At 41.6% G+C, this 14970-nt stretch carries 17 protein-coding genes, 1 pseudogene and 1 riboswitch; of the genes and pseudogenes, 9 read left to right on the top strand and 9 right to left on the bottom strand.

The genetic code is table 11. The features are described 5' to 3' along the window. Positions 1-122: 122 nt before the first annotated feature. The 5 genes and pseudogenes from AB5213_RS00835 to AB5213_RS00855 all read right to left on the bottom strand — a co-directional run. Positions 123-692, bottom strand: a complete 570-nt coding sequence (locus tag AB5213_RS00835; RefSeq protein WP_368276214.1) for a glycerol-3-phosphate responsive antiterminator — start codon at positions 690-692, stop codon at positions 123-125. A gap of 541 nt (positions 693-1233) precedes the next feature. After that, positions 1234-1563 carry a divalent cation tolerance protein CutA gene (cutA, locus tag AB5213_RS00840; RefSeq protein WP_270223057.1) on the bottom strand — a complete coding sequence of 110 codons (330 nt, stop codon included), beginning with the start codon at positions 1561-1563 and terminating at the stop codon, positions 1234-1236. Positions 1564-1899: 336 nt separating this feature from the next. Then, on the bottom strand, positions 1900-3177 hold the full coding sequence (locus tag AB5213_RS00845) for a serine dehydratase subunit alpha family protein (RefSeq protein ID WP_368276215.1): 1278 nt from the start codon (positions 3175-3177) through the stop codon (positions 1900-1902). Between the two features lie 78 nt (positions 3178-3255). Beyond that, the gene (locus AB5213_RS00850) at positions 3256-3399 is read right to left on the bottom strand and encodes an oligopeptide/dipeptide ABC transporter ATP-binding protein (protein WP_368276256.1); all 144 of its coding nucleotides are present in this window, start codon (positions 3397-3399) and stop codon (positions 3256-3258) included. Beyond that, positions 3377-3493, bottom strand: a pseudogene (locus AB5213_RS00855) (ABC transporter substrate-binding protein); the annotation flags it as partial. The pseudogene AB5213_RS00855 and the gene AB5213_RS00850, both read right to left, overlap by 23 nt. 192 nt (positions 3494-3685) lie before the next feature. On the opposite strand from AB5213_RS00855, the gene AB5213_RS00860 reads away from it, so the two are divergent. From AB5213_RS00860 to AB5213_RS00875, 4 genes are all read left to right on the top strand, one after another. Further along, on the top strand, positions 3686-4540 hold the full coding sequence (locus tag AB5213_RS00860; protein ID WP_270475361.1) for a M55 family metallopeptidase: 855 nt from the start codon (positions 3686-3688) through the stop codon (positions 4538-4540). 170 nt (positions 4541-4710) lie between these two features. Then, positions 4711-5304, top strand: coding sequence for a helix-turn-helix transcriptional regulator (locus AB5213_RS00865; protein ID WP_055260345.1), 594 nt, complete (start codon positions 4711-4713; stop codon positions 5302-5304). A 13-nt stretch (positions 5305-5317) separates the two neighbouring features. Further along, the gene (locus AB5213_RS00870; protein WP_173685247.1) at positions 5318-5473 is read left to right on the top strand and encodes a hypothetical protein; all 156 of its coding nucleotides are present in this window, start codon (positions 5318-5320) and stop codon (positions 5471-5473) included. Between the two features lie 32 nt (positions 5474-5505). After that, positions 5506-7044, top strand: coding sequence for a serine hydrolase domain-containing protein (locus tag AB5213_RS00875; RefSeq protein WP_368276216.1), 1539 nt, complete (start codon positions 5506-5508; stop codon positions 7042-7044). Positions 7045-7186: 142 nt separating this feature from the next. Here the strand turns inward: AB5213_RS00875 and AB5213_RS00880 are convergent, their stop codons facing one another. From AB5213_RS00880 to AB5213_RS00895, 4 genes are all read right to left on the bottom strand, one after another. Next, positions 7187-8122: a GTP-binding protein gene (locus AB5213_RS00880; protein ID WP_368276217.1), complete on the bottom strand. Its 936-nt coding sequence runs from the start codon at positions 8120-8122 to the stop codon at positions 7187-7189. A gap of 196 nt (positions 8123-8318) precedes the next feature. Continuing rightward, positions 8319-8456 (bottom strand): hypothetical protein, encoded by a 138-nt coding sequence (locus AB5213_RS00885; protein ID WP_156339388.1) that lies wholly within the window; start codon positions 8454-8456, stop codon positions 8319-8321. Positions 8457-8491: 35 nt separating this feature from the next. After that, positions 8492-8650: a hypothetical protein gene (locus tag AB5213_RS00890; protein WP_368276218.1), complete on the bottom strand. Its 159-nt coding sequence runs from the start codon at positions 8648-8650 to the stop codon at positions 8492-8494. A gap of 256 nt (positions 8651-8906) precedes the next feature. Then, entirely contained in the window at positions 8907-10601 is a 1695-nt protein-coding gene (locus AB5213_RS00895; protein ID WP_118218589.1) for a carbon starvation protein A, read from the bottom strand. A 339-nt stretch (positions 10602-10940) separates the two neighbouring features. After that, positions 10941-11045: riboswitch (TPP riboswitch) on the top strand. A 468-nt stretch (positions 11046-11513) separates the two neighbouring features. Between AB5213_RS00895 and thiS the strand changes: the two genes are divergently transcribed. From thiS to AB5213_RS00920, 5 genes are read left to right on the top strand one after another with little or no spacing between them, the layout of a single operon-like run. Continuing rightward, complete coding sequence (gene thiS / locus AB5213_RS00900; protein WP_008368609.1) at positions 11514-11711, top strand: sulfur carrier protein ThiS; 198 nt, start codon at positions 11514-11516, stop codon at positions 11709-11711. Positions 11712-11717: 6 nt separating this feature from the next. Then, the gene (gene thiF / locus AB5213_RS00905; RefSeq protein WP_008368611.1) at positions 11718-12359 is read left to right on the top strand and encodes a sulfur carrier protein ThiS adenylyltransferase ThiF; all 642 of its coding nucleotides are present in this window, start codon (positions 11718-11720) and stop codon (positions 12357-12359) included. 26 nt (positions 12360-12385) lie between these two features. After that, on the top strand, positions 12386-13162 hold the full coding sequence (locus tag AB5213_RS00910; protein WP_008368613.1) for a thiazole synthase: 777 nt from the start codon (positions 12386-12388) through the stop codon (positions 13160-13162). A gap of 12 nt (positions 13163-13174) precedes the next feature. Next, positions 13175-14389, top strand: coding sequence for a 2-iminoacetate synthase ThiH (gene thiH / locus AB5213_RS00915; protein WP_368276219.1), 1215 nt, complete (start codon positions 13175-13177; stop codon positions 14387-14389). After that, entirely contained in the window at positions 14382-14945 is a 564-nt protein-coding gene (locus AB5213_RS00920; protein WP_368276220.1) for a thiamine phosphate synthase, read from the top strand. The genes thiH and AB5213_RS00920 overlap by 8 nt, the downstream gene beginning before the upstream one ends. Positions 14946-14970 lie beyond the last annotated feature (25 nt).

A 14970-nucleotide genomic window follows, 5' to 3' on the forward strand; every position in this document is an offset into this window, starting at 1 on the left:
CTCCTTTAATAAAAATCGCTGCTTTGCATGTTTTATAGTAAAGCGGATATTCTATGCCGCTTCGCTACTTACTCCTCCTCAAATACCTGTACTTTGTTTAAATATCTTCTGTTACTTTTGTTTTACATTTTCCAGACTTCATGATTCGTAGATGAAACTGCGATCGCTCCAGCTGAAAGTGCCGCCATCACAGATTCTTTGTCCGAGATCAGACCACCTGCAATGATCGGTGTCTTTGACATTTTACAGACTTTTCCGATCACCTTCGGCATCACACCCGGAAGTACTTCGATATAATCGGGCTTCACAGCGTGTTGTTGCTGCCTGATATTCTCATATGCCATTGAATCCAGAAGAAAATACCTTAGGACTGTGAACAGCTTAAGTTCCTTCCCCCTTTTAATCAATGCGGCTTTTGTGGAAATTATTCCATCTGCTTCTGTATTTTTCCGGATAAAATCTACGACAATTTCCTTACTGCTAAGACCGCTTATCAGGTCTACATGAACCATCGCAACCTTCCCGGAATCTTTTATCTGTTGGACGATCTCACGGATCGAACAGACATCTCCAAATAAAATAAACACAACCTGGATATCTTCCAAAGAACAGCAGATTTTTAAATCATCCATGTTCTTTACTGCTGCAATGATCGGATTCTCTTCTACTGCTTCATGAAAAAAACTGCTCATTTTTTCACCCCTCATACTATGATCGAGTAGGATGCTCCTGCCCACTCTGTATACTTTGTACAGCCTCTGCACTTGACTCATCGTATAATCGAGCAGGCTGACTTCTGCTCGATCTGTATACTCCGTACAGCATCTCACTTAGCAGCTCGATGATGTACATTCGCCAAATGTAGATCCTTGTGCAAGCACAAATCTACACTTGGCTCATCGTATACACAAAAAAAGAGCGCCTCTTGTAACAGCCTCATGGCTGATATAACATTCGCTCTCCTGTCACGGCATCTCTCTTCAATTGCTTTTTCAACTTGACTTCACTATATCACATTGCACAATTATATGCAAATAATTTTTTCAAAAATATACTTTTTGTACAGTTTCTACAATTTTTTTGCCAATAATCAGGCTTGTTATTTGAAAAAAGATGTTTTTCTTTATGCAACTTTTCCGTTACTTTATTAACAAATTTTAGAATCAATTTTCTTTAATCTGAACGCTCACTTTTTACCATTTCTGTTCTGACTATTAAGCTTCTTTTTTTACATCAAAATGAAGTTCTCAGGATCGGGATCGCATTGATCACCGGTTCTTCGTACGGATGAACTTTCTTGATTGCTTCAATTGTCCTGTCAACTGCTTCTGTAAATACAGTGACTTCAACCTTTACTTCCGGTTCTTTACTGATCTCTCCTTCATTTCCAATATAAGGATTGCAGCCTTCAAGCGGACGCCAGTATCCGGTCACTTCACTTGATGACATACAGGAATCATAGTTCCCGATATGTCCGGCATCTACTTCCTGGAGGGTTTTCTGGAGAGCCGGAAGATGTGTTTCCGGGATGAAAATTTCTAATTTGCAGTATTTGAAATCCATGGTGTGTTCCTTTCTTCTTACTATGCATTTTTATGATGATACCAGGGTCAAACGGTCAGAAAGCCGATGCAAGCTTGCTTGCAAGAAGATTTTTGACCTCTTGACCCCAACATCATCATTTTCATAATATACTACAATTCTTTTTCATGCAAATTCTATAGAAATTTTCAACTCGTTAATCAATTTTTACTAATTTTTTAATTATCTAAACAATGTTTTGCACAGTAGGATAGTTCTTCATGATGTTCTTCAAAGAAAACAAAAGCCTTCAAACTGATCTTTTTCAATCAATTTAAAGGCTTTTACATTATCCAAATATCACCCTATATATAGTTTCTATTCCCCTTTTTCCTGTAAAATATCTACGATCGTCTTCTCCGTTCCGATCATTCCCGGTGATGCGATCTCTCCCATATGACGCATGGTCTCTTCCGGTGTAAACCCATTGATTCCATGAATATCATCAATAAAGATTTCATGCATTGCAAAATCCGCCGACTGAAATGCGGCATTTACCGCCACGACTCCTTTCATCGTACAACCCTTATTTCCGCCATGACAGATCATACCGGTAATACTGCTGGACATGTTGTTGATCGTTCTTGCCATTGCATGCTCATCACCTCCATGAAGGAAAACCAACGCACAGGCCATTCCTGTACCGGCAGCAATGCCGCAGCCACAGAAAGCAGAAAGCTTACCGGAATATTCTTTGATATACATGCAGATAAGATAGCTTAATGCGGTGGCACGATATAAGGTTTCATCGCTTAATCCGCGGATCTTGCAAACACCGTAAAGAGGCATGGTTGCAATAATTCCATGTGCCCCGGAACCGGTAATGCTCATGGCTGGTCTGTCAAGTCCAATCACACGGGCCTCAATTGCTGCATTGCAAAGTAAAGATGCAGTCTTTAACTCATCATCCGAAATAATCTTTCCGCCATTTTTCTCAAGCAGATACCGTGCATAGGTTGTTCTCGGGTTCTGGATTCCTTCTTCAAAAAGAGCATAGTTCATCTCATAGGCAGCCTTGATAAATTCAATTTCCTCTGCCGGAACTTCTTTTGCGTATTCGTAAATCTGTTTTAATGTATAATTGTGGATCAATGGTTTTTCTTCGTGTCCACCTTCCACAGAAGCTTCTTCCTTCTCAAGAAGCACCTCTCCATTTGCCTCAATGCGAACAATATTCGTATGTGCATCACGAATCTGAACCATAGCCTTTCCGCCTGTTGTCTTTACACAGGCTTCTATAAAAATACGGCTTGTGATCTCACTCATTTTTACAGCAATTTTTCCATCTTTTACCAACTGCTCTGCTTCCACATTGTCAGCTTCTGTTACATCAGCAAGACTCTCCAGCTCTTTCTCCGGTTTCCCTGCTACGACTCCAAGAGCTGCTGCGTATTCGTTCCCATAAAAATGGCTGTTCGGGATACCACATGTATATGCATTTTTATACATACCGCTGTTCAGCAAAAGCGTAACCTGTTCCAGTTCTCCCGGAACGTAGGATTTTGCTTTTGAAACCGCATATGCGATCGCTCCCGGCTCGGTTACACCAAGAGCCGGACGCATATCATCTTTGATTAATTGTGTTAATTCATGCATTTTCTTTTTCTCCTCTAATCAGATATTCAGATTATTGACTGCTTCAATACTACTTCCATTGTAGCAAAGTTAAATGCATTATTCTACCAGATGACAGGCTACATAATGTTCATTTCCAACGTTTCTGAAGATTGGTCTTTCTTCATGACAGCGTTTGGTAGCATATGGGCATCTGGATGCAAATTTACATCCAACCGGTCCTTCTCTGGGAATATTCGAAATCTTTTGCTGTCACCGGACTTCCGTCTGACCATTTTGCATCTTTTCTCAAATGGAATGTATATGTTTTTCCGTCCTCCTTTACATCCTTTTTTTGAGTTTCGTTTTACGAAAAAGATTTTCTCTGTGTTTTTTACTCACAGTACAATTATTACTGTCAGTATAATTTATTTTGTATATTATGTCAAAATATTGACACATTCTCTTTATTACTTTATAATATTTTAACAACTGTATGTTTTGTTTTTCTATAAGAAAACAAATAAGTTACATAAAGGAGGATTTTCTTATGAAAAAAGCACTAAAAATCTACATTTCTGTAGACATGGAAGGAATGGCAGGTATCACTTCTCCATCTCAGGAACGTGATGAGGTTCCTTCCTTCCGCCGCGCTTTACACAATCAGGTACGCTGGATCATCGAAGGAATTCATGCTTCCTCCAGAAATGATGAAATCGGGGAAATCACCATTTCTGATTCTCACGGAAGCGGAACGAACCTTTCTTATGATGAACTTTGCCAGATGGATGAACGTATCAGCTTAGTAAGCGGTTCTCCAAGAAGACAGTACATGATGTCTTGCCTGGATGAAACCTACGATGTTGTATTCCTTGCCGGATATCATGCCGGTCCGGGAGAAGATTTCGCCAATATGGATCACAGCTTCTACGGAAGAGTTGTTTCCAGCCTTAAGATCAACGGAGCCTATATGAACGAAAGTACAACGAACGCAGCACTTGCTGCTTCTTATAAGGTTCCGGTCGGTCTTATCATCGGTGATTCCGGCCTTCGCAAACAGCTTATAGAGAAAAAAATGATGCCATGGGTAAAATTCGTAACAACAAAAGAAGCTTTGTCACGCTATGCTGCAAAATTCCCACCACAAAAAGTTCTCAGGGAAAATACGATTTCTGCAGTAAAAGAAGTTCTTGATTCCGATTTAAGCAAAATTCCTTTATACGAAGTTGCGACTCCGATCAAGCTGGGATTTGAATTTAAATCAACAGCAATGGCAGACACTGTTGCACAAATTCCACGCATGAAACGCTTAAGCGGTACAGAAGTAGAAATCATATGCGATGATATGCATGAATTAGAATGTGGTATCTCTGCAATTACCGGTCTTGCAGGAACATCTAACTAAACACCTGCCTATCATCCATTCTACTCTTCGATCAAAGAAAATGGACGTGTTATCATTGATCATCAATTAGATTGTGATGAAAACGGACGTTATTCAATCAATTTTTCTTTGAAAAAGCAATCAAAAACCGCTAGTTTTTATACTTGAATTGCGAAAGGAGGAGCGGAACCATGTATGGAAGCCGAATTCGCGAAATGCGAAAGAGAAGGGGGCTCACGCTCAAAGAGGTAGCTGAAGCTACCGGATACACAATAGGTCATATATCACAAATTGAAAGAGATTTAAAATCTCCTTCACTTGTAGCACTTAGAAAAATTGCAGCCTGCTTAAATTGTTCAGAAGTATGGTTGATCATGGATGACTCCGAACTCTCTGCCAAGTCATCTGAAGAAGGAAAGAAATCAAAAGAATCTTATTTGATGAGAAAAGAGAACCGAATTCCAATGAAAATCCCGGAAATCGATGTTTCCTACTCTATTTTTACACCTTCTAAACTTCCAAACGCACAAGAAGCACAAATGACCGGACTCATCGTGAGATTAAAGCCTAACACCTGGGTGACTGAGAAAATGATTTCACATGGTAATTACGACGAAAGTCTCCTGCTCCTCAAAGGGGAATTAGAACTCCGCATCGATAACAGCACTTATATGATCTACGAGGGCGACAGTTTCTATATCCCTAAAAATTGTTTACATAACTACCTGAATACATCAAATGAAGAAGCGACTATAATAGTTTACTTTTCACAATTAGTTTATTAAGGAAAACACGATTATGAAATATATTATTGATGCATATTTTGATTTGCTAACTGATGTCGCTGTACGCTGCAAAAATGGAGTGCTGGATATGAAAGAACATAATTATTCAGATGAACGGATTTCTCTGCTTGCAGGCAAAACTGGCTTTATGCATTCGAAAAAATCCTAAAAAAATAGTTTATCAGAAGGAGTATTTTTGTAATGAATTCAAATATGACAGAACAATTAGATCAGCTTTTCCGTATGTGGGATCGCGGTCTTTGCCCTGGCGCTCAGGTATTGATTCGCCAGCACGGTAAAACTCTTTACGAAAAATGTTTTGGATATGGAAATCTTGAAAATAAATTAAAAATCCATAAAGAAAGTATTTTCCATGTCGCATCGATTTCCAAAGAATTTACTGTTATGTCTATTCTTCTTCTCTGGAAAGAAGGAAAACTTGATTTAGATGACAACATCAGAAAATATTTAGATGAATATATCAACATTGAAACACCGATTACGATCCGCCAGATGATGAATAATGTCAGCGGACTTCGCGACCAATGGGAACTCTTATTTTTACGCGGTATCAAGATCAACGATCAGATTGACATGGATGATATCAATACAACGATATCTCTTCAGAAATCGCTGAACTTTGAACCGCAGTCACAGTATTTATACAGTAACACCGGTTTCCACTTATTGGCACTTATCGTTGAAAAGCTGTCGCAAATGAGCTTCCCACAATTTGTAAAAGAACGTATTTTCACTCCACTCGGAATGACACATTCTTTTGTCCGCGAAAGCTTTACACAGATTGTTCCGGATCTTACTTACTCTTATCAGGACGAAGGTGATGATACATTCTACTACAATCCACTGAACTATGCACTTTACGGACCAACCTCTGTAAATACCTGTGCTTCCGATCTCTGCAAAGTATTAGATGAGTACATTCATCCAAATGTGATCGATCCTGAAATTATCGAGCTTATGAAGAAACCTGTCCTTCTCAGCAATGGCAAAACGGCTGAATACTGCGGCGGACTGATCACCCATAAGCTTCATGGTCTGGATGTATTCGGTCATGGCGGTGCCGATGCTGCATACCGTGGTGAAATTATTTGCATTCCGGAAAAAGAACTGGAGATTGTACTGATCAGTAACACCACAACTTACGCAATGTCTAAGCTTGCCGATAAAGCCGCCTGCATCGTACTCGGATTACCGGATTGTACCGAACCAGCCGTGCCGGAACATGAAAATGCACCTGCTCGCAGCGGTGTATTCCTGACAGCACTTCCGGATGATCCAATGTTTGTTGATATCACAGAGCAAAACGGTACTTTCTATATGCAAAGAGAATGGTGCCGCACAGAACTGGTAAAAGAAGAGGATGGCGGTTATCGCATTGGTTCATTGGATGAAAAGATCTACTTCACAGATAATGGAATCCTTTATCGGCTTCCTGCCCGTGTACTTACATTGACCCCTGCCAAGCCTGCAGATCCGGCACTTTTCCAGGAAGGAACCTATTACAACGATGAAACCGATTCCTTCATGAAATTAGTGAAAGTTGAAAATACATGCGAAATCCATATGCGTCGTTATGGGAAAACAACACTTTATCAATCAGGATCAGGAAGTATTATCTTCCGAATGGATGCAAATCTTGTAATGTATGTAAAAGCTGAAAATGATACCATCATTATAGATGGCGGCCGTGTTAAACATATCATTTACCAAAAACAATAAATTAACAGGACGCATGAAAAAACGAAAGCTTTTTCATGCGTCCTGTTGCTTATGGATACAATAACAGCTGTATTACACAAACAAAACTGTTTTCAGCATACTGACCGGATCACATCGCTTTTGATGTGCTCTTTTACACTTTCTAATTCTCCAGATACTTCCGTATCCGATCTTCCTTCAACTGTTCCCCAATCACGATCACAACCTCCTGCCCGTCTCCGATCGGCTTCACACTGATCTCATGACCGGTTGCATTCAGCTGCATCCAGCTTCCTGCATCATCTTTCACAAATCCCTTCACCCGGAAAATACCGCCACATTCCGGATCCTGCATCATCTTCGCAACCTGCGTCTTCAATTCATCTGCAGAAATTTTCAATTCCATAAAATACAACGAATCAAAACCTTTTTTCTCATCCAGCTCCATCTTTCGATAATTTTCTGCAACATAACCGCTCTTTAAGATCTTATCAAAATCCTCTTTCGAAAGCTCTGCTCCATCTTTTCTCATGATTTCCCGATCCAGCCTTCGCTTGCACTGAACCTGTTCAAGCGCTCTGTTCAAATGTTCAATTGTATTTTCAATCTGTTCTTTTGTTGCTTCTTCTGCCCTGCTGAGGATGATGCTTCCTGCATTTGCAGCCTCGGACGCAAGCAGATAGTCTGCTTCTTCTGACAATTCCGGCTCCAGTTTTGCGTCAACGATCGTAATCACATTGCCAATCTCATACCACTTATCCAGTGGTTCATCGTGAAGAACGTCAAAAAATTCGTCTACATCATAAATCCCGGACGGTTCAACAATTACTCTGTCATATCCGCACATTCCCATTGCGATCAGCTTCGTCCGGAAACGCCGCCTGTGCGTCTCTTTGTCGCACCCACCGGAAATCATTTCAAGCTCACAGTTATCTCCCATCAGGTCCTGCAAAAGAAGCATATCTACATTTACCGCACCAAAATCATTCTCAAGGATACCAATGTTCATTCCTTTATCCAGAAGATATTTTGCATATTTTTTAATAAACGTTGTCTTGCCGGAGCCTAAGAAACCGGTGATTAAATCTATTTTTACCATCGCTAATCTTCCCCTTTGATTTTTTAGTTCTTCAAAAATTTTCTGCTGTAATTTTACTTCCTTCTCTCTACTTTTAAGATAATAGCATATTTTTTTAGTTTCTTAAAGAAACTCAAATAAAGAACTCAAACAGAAACTTAAATTTTGAGTTCCTATTTGAGTTCTTTTCATTTTTTCTAAAAAATCATTTTCCTTTTTACTTTTCTTCTTTCTTTATCCCAGCCTTCTCCAGAATCCCGTTCCACATCTGCTCTCGCTTTTTCTCCCGTTCTGTCTTTCCGTCATTCCACTTCTGTATAAATGCCATCTGTTCCAGATCATCTCGCTCTTCCATAAACAGCCTCTCTTTCTTACATTTATTCAGATGAATTATTTCCTGTACCTGACTATTATATGCGTGTCCGCAATGATTCTTTCCACTTTGCACGTTATATTTGCAAGAAGTGCATCTCCGTACTTAACCAGACTGCTGATCACGCTTGGTATTGCCATCTTCGCAATGACATTTGACACCTTCATACTTCCCATCAGTTCATTTTTCTTCAGCGATTTCAGTGCTTCGATTGCCGTGGAATGACGAAGTCCGAATTCCTGTTCAATATCCTTCTGATAGACAGATCTGTTCTGAGATTCTACTAAAATATAATTTAAAATATTCCCCTGTGCACCGCTGATCCCGATTGTTTCCTAAGTATTTCAGGGCAGATTTTAAAAAAAGTCAATCAAAAAAAGAGACAGCCCATCATTTTGACAAGCCATCCCTTTTCGTCATATTTTATAAAGCCTACGCTTCAGACTCTTTCTTAGCTCCAAAGTAAGCCTTCAGAGAATTGATCACAATAACAAGTCCGAGTGCCATCAGCAGAACTGCGATGATCAGCTGAAGTCCTTCTACAAGGAAAGTAGCGGAACCTGCTGCATATGCTTTTACAAGTCCGATGGTTCTCTCTACCAGTGCGGTTCCTGTTACACAAAGCATGATGATCAGCGGTGCGAACAGCATCTTGTTGCTTCTTCCTGTTACCTTCATGAATACACAAAGTGTTACAAGTACAAGTGCTGACAGTAACTGGTTTGCTGATCCGAACAGTGGCCAGATATTTGCATATCCGATACGTGTCAGAACGTAAGCACATAACAGAGTCACGATTGTTGAGAAATATGTATTGCAAAGGAGTTTTCTCCATCCTTCTGCATGTTCCATATCATCTACACTGAAAAGTTCCTGGAAACTCATACGTCCGATACGTGAAACAGCATCCAGACTGGTAAGTGCAAGTGCAGATACACACATGGTCATGAAGCACTGTGCGATGTAAACCGGAATACCGAACATTTCAAAGAATCCTGCAACACCGCTTGAGAATACCTGGAATGGTGTTCCGGCTGCCGGTGTTCCGTCTGCTGCTGCAGCTGCACCAGCTACGCAAAGTGCGATAATTGCAAGAAGACTTTCCAGAACCATTGCTCCGTATCCAACCTTCAGCATATCCTTTTCATTGGATACAGTCTTAGATGATGTACCTGATGAAACAAGGCTGTGGAAACCTGATACAGCACCGCATGCCACGGTAACGAACAGGATTGGGAACATATCTCCAAGTGTATCATTGTGGAAGCCTGTAAATACCGGAAGGTTCATGGTTGGATGTGCAACCAGAAGTCCCAGTGCAGCTCCTGCGATCATACCGATGAACATATAAGTTGTCATGGTATCACGAGGCTGCTTTAAGATCCACATCGGAAGTACTGCTGTAAAGAAGATATATACAAATGTAATGTAAGTCCATGTATCTTTTGTTGCTGTGATCGGTACTAACATACCAAGACCAAGAGCAGCTACTGTAAATACAAGACCGACAACTGTTTCTTTCCATCCGTGAAACCGGAATTTTTTCTGTACCAGACCAAAGATCATAGCAAATACGATAAACAGCAGGGAAATGGTTCCTGCAGCTCCGTTTGTCTTTGCTGCATCTGCAAGTTTTACGACACCGTCTACTTCTGTGTAAGCGTTAAATGTACCTGCAACCATATCTGCGAATGCTGCAATTACAAGAAGTGTAAACAGCCAGCAGAAAAGCAGGAATACTTTTCGTCCGAATTTACCGATATATTTTTCGATCAGAAGTCCCATAGACTTTCCTTCGTTCTTTACACTGGCATACAGTGCACCAAAGTCTGTAACAGCACCGAAGAAAATACCTCCAACGATGATCCACAGGAATACCGGAACCCATCCAAATACCGCCGCCTGAATTGCACCGGTAACAGGACCTGCACCTGCAATTGACGAAAACTGATGACTGAATACGGTCCATCCGTCTGTCGGAACATAATCCTTTCCATCTTCAAATTTCTTTGCCGGAGTCTCTGCTTTGGGATCGATTCCCCACTTATTAGCGAGCCAGCGGCCATAGAATACATATGCACAGCTAAGAAGTACTGCTGCGATCAATACGATAACTAATGTATTCATACTAATCCCTCTCTTTCTCTTCCAGTTAAAATAATTAAGTTTTAATAAGATAAATAAAAAATTTATTAAATTATTATAGTGGTGTTTTAACTCTTTAAAGTCCTTTTGTCAATGGACTTCTCGCAATTTCGGCACGTTCACATGATTTTTTAGAGTATGCTCTGTTTTTTTGTGCATTTTTCCATACTCCGCGTTACAAAAACATATGACCGCTTCTCGAAAGCATTCCTGTAATATACAATTTGTCCGTGACACCTGCATCTGACTCCAGAATATGACTGGATATATTTTTATATTGATATTGACATTTTTTCTCAACCGAACTATACTGAATTTTGTAAATGAAACGGGGAGCTTGTTTGACAGGCTGAGAGGAAGTTCAGAGCTTCGACCCATATACCTGATTTGGATAATGCCAACGTAGGAACGTATATTTTGATGATAACGGGAGATACATTGGTATCTCTCTTTTTTTGATATGCGGCGTCAAATACCATCAGCATACTCTGATGATATTTGAGAAACAGGATTTCCTAAAATAATATGAAATGATACCAGGGTCAAAAGGTCAGAAAGCTGATGCAAGCTTGCTTGCAAGAGGATTTTTGACCTCTTGACCCGCCAAAAACATGAGTAAGTAGCCATTTTTCAAAGAAAAATGAGCGGATTACGAATGTTTTTGAGGATTGCGAGAGTGCAAAGCACGTAGCAATCTGGTATCAAAGGGGTCAAAATACCTTTTGACCCCAACATCATGAAATTCCACATTCAACCAGGGTTTACACGAAAATGAATAAGGTAAAGTTGAGATTGGGCGAGAGTTCATGAAGGGGTACACCACCACGGGTGTAATTCTTTGTGGACTCTTTTTTCATTTTTAAGAACTTTTCCGTTTTGAAAGGAGGTTTTTCCATGATTACAGTTAATGGTAAAGAAGTTACTCTGACCGGACCGCTCAGTGTTGCGGATTATCTGGAACAAAACAATTATCAGATCAAACGGATCGCCGTTGAAATGAATGGTGATATTTTACCAAAATACAGCTATTCTGACACCATGCTCAAAGACGGGGACCGTCTGGAGGTTGTAAGTTTTGTAGGAGGAGGCTAAGAAATCATGTATCATACACTTACAAAAGAAGAAATCTACACCGCCCTTGACGAGCGACATTCACCGGAGACGCAGAAGCTTCTCTCGGCAGGAAATGTAGCGATCGCAGGGCTTGGCGGCCTTGGCTCTAATGTTGCTTATGCGCTTGCACGGATCGGTGTCGGTCATCTTCACCTGATTGATTTTGACGTAGTTGACATTACCAATCTGAACCGCCAGCAATATTTCATGGAGCATATCGGAATGTACAAGACCGATGCCCTGAAATCCCTGCTTCTGAAGATCAATCCGTATCTGGATATCCGCACAGACTGTGTAAAAGTTACGGACGATAATCTGCAGGAATTATTTGCAGATGCCACAATTGTCTGCGAAGCTTTTGATAATCCGGAAGCCAAAGCAATGCTGGTCAATGGAATTCTGGAACATTTCCCAGAGAAAAAGCTCGTATCCGCAACCGGAATGGCCGGCTATGGAAGCAGCAATACCATTATCACAAAACGGATCATGAAAAACTTTTATCTGTGTGGTGATGGCGTGACAGCACCGACTTACGGTCATGGACTGATGGCGCCGCGTGTTGCCATCTGTGCCGCACATGAAGCCAACATGATCACGCGGCTGATCCTCGGTGAAGAAGAAATTTAAAAACATAAGAAAGAAGGAACTTTATTATGAGTACGAATGAAGATAAATTTATCCTGGGAGGTCATGAATTCACTTCCCGTTTTATTCTCGGATCCGGTAAATTTTCTCTGGATCTTGTAAAAGCCTGTATCGAAAAAGCAGAAGCTCAGATCATCACACTTGCCCTGCGTCGCGCAAATGAAGGCGGTCTTGCAAATATCCTGGACTATATTCCGGACAATGTAACCCTGCTTCCAAATACATCCGGTGCACGTAATGCTGAGGAGGCAGTCCGTATCGCCAGACTTTCCCGTGAAGTCGGATGCGGCGACTTTGTAAAGATCGAAGTCGTTCATGATTCCAAATACCTGCTTCCGGACAACTACGAAACCATCAAAGCAACAGAAATCCTTGCAAAAGAAGGCTTTGTTGTCATGCCGTATATGTACCCGGATCTGAATGCTGCAAGAGCACTTGCTGATGCCGGAGCTGCCTGCATTATGCCGCTCGGCTCTCCAATCGGTTCCAACAAAGGGCTCAGCACAAAGGATTTCATCCAGATCCTGATTGATGAGATCGATCTGCCGATCATCGTTGATGCCGGAATCGGTCGCCCTTCCCAGGCTTGTGAAGCCATGGAAATGGGTGCTTCCGCTGTCATGGCAAATACTGCTATCGCAACTGCAGGAAATGTTCCTGCCATGGCAGAAGCTTTCAAAAAAGCCATTGAAGCCGGACGCAGTGCTTATCTTTCCGGACTGGGACGCACCATCGAAAGAGGCGCAAGCGCATCCTCACCTCTGACAGGATTCTTAGAGAATTAGGAGGTCGTCAAAATGGAAAATTCACATATCAACGAAAGTATTTTAAGTGAGGAAATTCTGGAGGACCAGAAAAAGAACCGGATCGATCATATGACCTATCTTCCGGGTATGGAGGACATTGGTTCTGACGTGATGGATCAGGTAGTGAGCGCCATGAATGCTTATGATTATGACAAATATACGGAAGCAGATGTAAAGCGTGCTATTGCACACGACATCCGTACACCGGAAGATTTTGCTGCTCTTCTTTCTCCTGCTGCTCTTCCGCTTCTGGAGGAAATTGCACAGGCTGCCCAGGAAGAGACGCGTAAGCATTTTGGCAACAGCGTTTATATGTTCACACCAATCTACATTGCCAACTACTGTGAGAACTACTGCATTTACTGTGGTTTCAACTGCCACAACAAGATCAACCGTGCGCAGTTAAATGACGAAGAGATTGAAAAAGAGATGGCTGCAATTGCCAAGACAGGGCTTCAGGAAATCCTGATCCTGACCGGTGAAAGCCGCAGTAAATCTACCGTCGAATATATTGGAAATGCCTGCAAGATCGCGCGCAAATATTTTAAAGTTATCGGACTGGAAATTTATCCGGTTAACTCAGATGAGTATGCATATCTCCACGAATGCGGTGCAGACTATGTAACCGTTTTCCAGGAAACTTACAATTCCGACAAATACGAAACCCTGCATCTTGCCGGGCATAAGAGGATCTTCCCTTATCGTGTAAATGCACAGGAACGTGCACTGATGGGCGGAATGCGTGGTGTCGGCTTTGGTGCCCTACTTGGCCTGGATGATTTCAGAAAAGATGCTTTTGCAACCGGATACCATGCTTATCTTCTCCAGAGAAAATACCCGCATGCTGAGATCGCGTTCTCATGTCCGAGGCTGCGCCCGATCATCAACAATGACCGGATCAATCCGATGGATGTCCATGAGCCACAGCTTCTCCAGGTAGTCTGTGCTTACCGTCTGTTCATGCCATTTGCAAGCATTACGGTATCTACCAGAGAATGTGCTCGTGTAAGAGACAATCTGACACAGATCGCCGCAACCAAGATTTCTGCCGGAGTCAGCACCGGAATCGGAAGCCATGTGGATGATATTGAGGATAAGGGAGATGACCAGTTCGAGATTTCTGACGGACGTTCCGTAGATGAGGTTTATCAGGCACTTCTTTCCAACAATATGCAGCCGGTTATGAGTGATTATATCTATGTATAGAGATCTTATTGCCGTAACAAACCGCCATATCTGTTCCCGTCCTTTTACAGAACAGATTACCCGTGTCTGCAAGCTGCATCCGAAAGCTCTGATCCTGCGTGAAAAAGATCTGCCGGAAGAGGAATATTTTTCTCTTGCCCGGCAGGTGAAGGAAATCTGTGAACAGTTTGAAGTTCCGTTTATTCCGCATTTTTATCCAGCCGTTGCGAGAGAACTCGGCTGCGACAGGCTACATTTACCACTTCCACTTTTGCTTGAAAATCCGAAAGTGGTTTCCGATTTTCATACAGTTGGAACTTCCATCCATTCTGTTTCTGAAGCAGTCGAAGCGGAAAAGCTGGGAGCTTCCTATCTCACAGCAGGACATATTTATGTTACCGACTGCAAGAAAGGGCTCCCGCCACGGGGACTTCCATTTCTGCAGAATGTATGCCAAGCTGTGCAGATTCCGGTTTATGGCATTGGCGGAATCAAAATTGATGAAGCACAACTGCACGAACTGAAAAATGCCGGTGCTGCAGGAGGTTGTGTGATGTCAGGGATGATGCACGTCTGACCGGTCATTCCTCAAAATAAAAAAG

The sequence above is a fragment of the Coprococcus sp. RTP21204st1_G4_RTP21204_210225 genome, assembly GCF_040915385.1.
Lineage (GTDB): Bacteria > Bacillota > Clostridia > Lachnospirales > Lachnospiraceae > Allocoprococcus > Allocoprococcus comes.

Coding starts and splice junctions, on each gene's coding strand:
- thiH (WP_368276219.1), top strand. CDS start 13,175: ATGGAAAATTCACATATCAACGAAAGTATTTTAAGTGAGGAAATTCTG.
- AB5213_RS00865 (WP_055260345.1), top strand. CDS start 4,711: ATGTATGGAAGCCGAATTCGCGAAATGCGAAAGAGAAGGGGGCTCACG.
- AB5213_RS00890 (WP_368276218.1), bottom strand. CDS start 8,650: ATGGGAAGTATGAAGGTGTCAAATGTCATTGCGAAGATGGCAATACCA.
- AB5213_RS00845 (WP_368276215.1), bottom strand. CDS start 3,177: ATGCATGAATTAACACAATTAATCAAAGATGATATGCGTCCGGCTCTT.
- AB5213_RS00880 (WP_368276217.1), bottom strand. CDS start 8,122: ATGGTAAAAATAGATTTAATCACCGGTTTCTTAGGCTCCGGCAAGACA.
- cutA (WP_270223057.1), bottom strand. CDS start 1,563: ATGGATTTCAAATACTGCAAATTAGAAATTTTCATCCCGGAAACACAT.
- AB5213_RS00860 (WP_270475361.1), top strand. CDS start 3,686: ATGAAAAAAGCACTAAAAATCTACATTTCTGTAGACATGGAAGGAATG.
- AB5213_RS00875 (WP_368276216.1), top strand. CDS start 5,506: ATGAATTCAAATATGACAGAACAATTAGATCAGCTTTTCCGTATGTGG.
- AB5213_RS00870 (WP_173685247.1), top strand. CDS start 5,318: ATGAAATATATTATTGATGCATATTTTGATTTGCTAACTGATGTCGCT.
- AB5213_RS00910 (WP_008368613.1), top strand. CDS start 12,386: ATGAGTACGAATGAAGATAAATTTATCCTGGGAGGTCATGAATTCACT.
- thiF (WP_008368611.1), top strand. CDS start 11,718: ATGTATCATACACTTACAAAAGAAGAAATCTACACCGCCCTTGACGAG.
- thiS (WP_008368609.1), top strand. CDS start 11,514: ATGATTACAGTTAATGGTAAAGAAGTTACTCTGACCGGACCGCTCAGT.
- AB5213_RS00835 (WP_368276214.1), bottom strand. CDS start 692: ATGAGCAGTTTTTTTCATGAAGCAGTAGAAGAGAATCCGATCATTGCA.
- AB5213_RS00885 (WP_156339388.1), bottom strand. CDS start 8,456: ATGGAAGAGCGAGATGATCTGGAACAGATGGCATTTATACAGAAGTGG.
- AB5213_RS00920 (WP_368276220.1), top strand. CDS start 14,382: ATGTATAGAGATCTTATTGCCGTAACAAACCGCCATATCTGTTCCCGT.
- AB5213_RS00895 (WP_118218589.1), bottom strand. CDS start 10,601: ATGAATACATTAGTTATCGTATTGATCGCAGCAGTACTTCTTAGCTGT.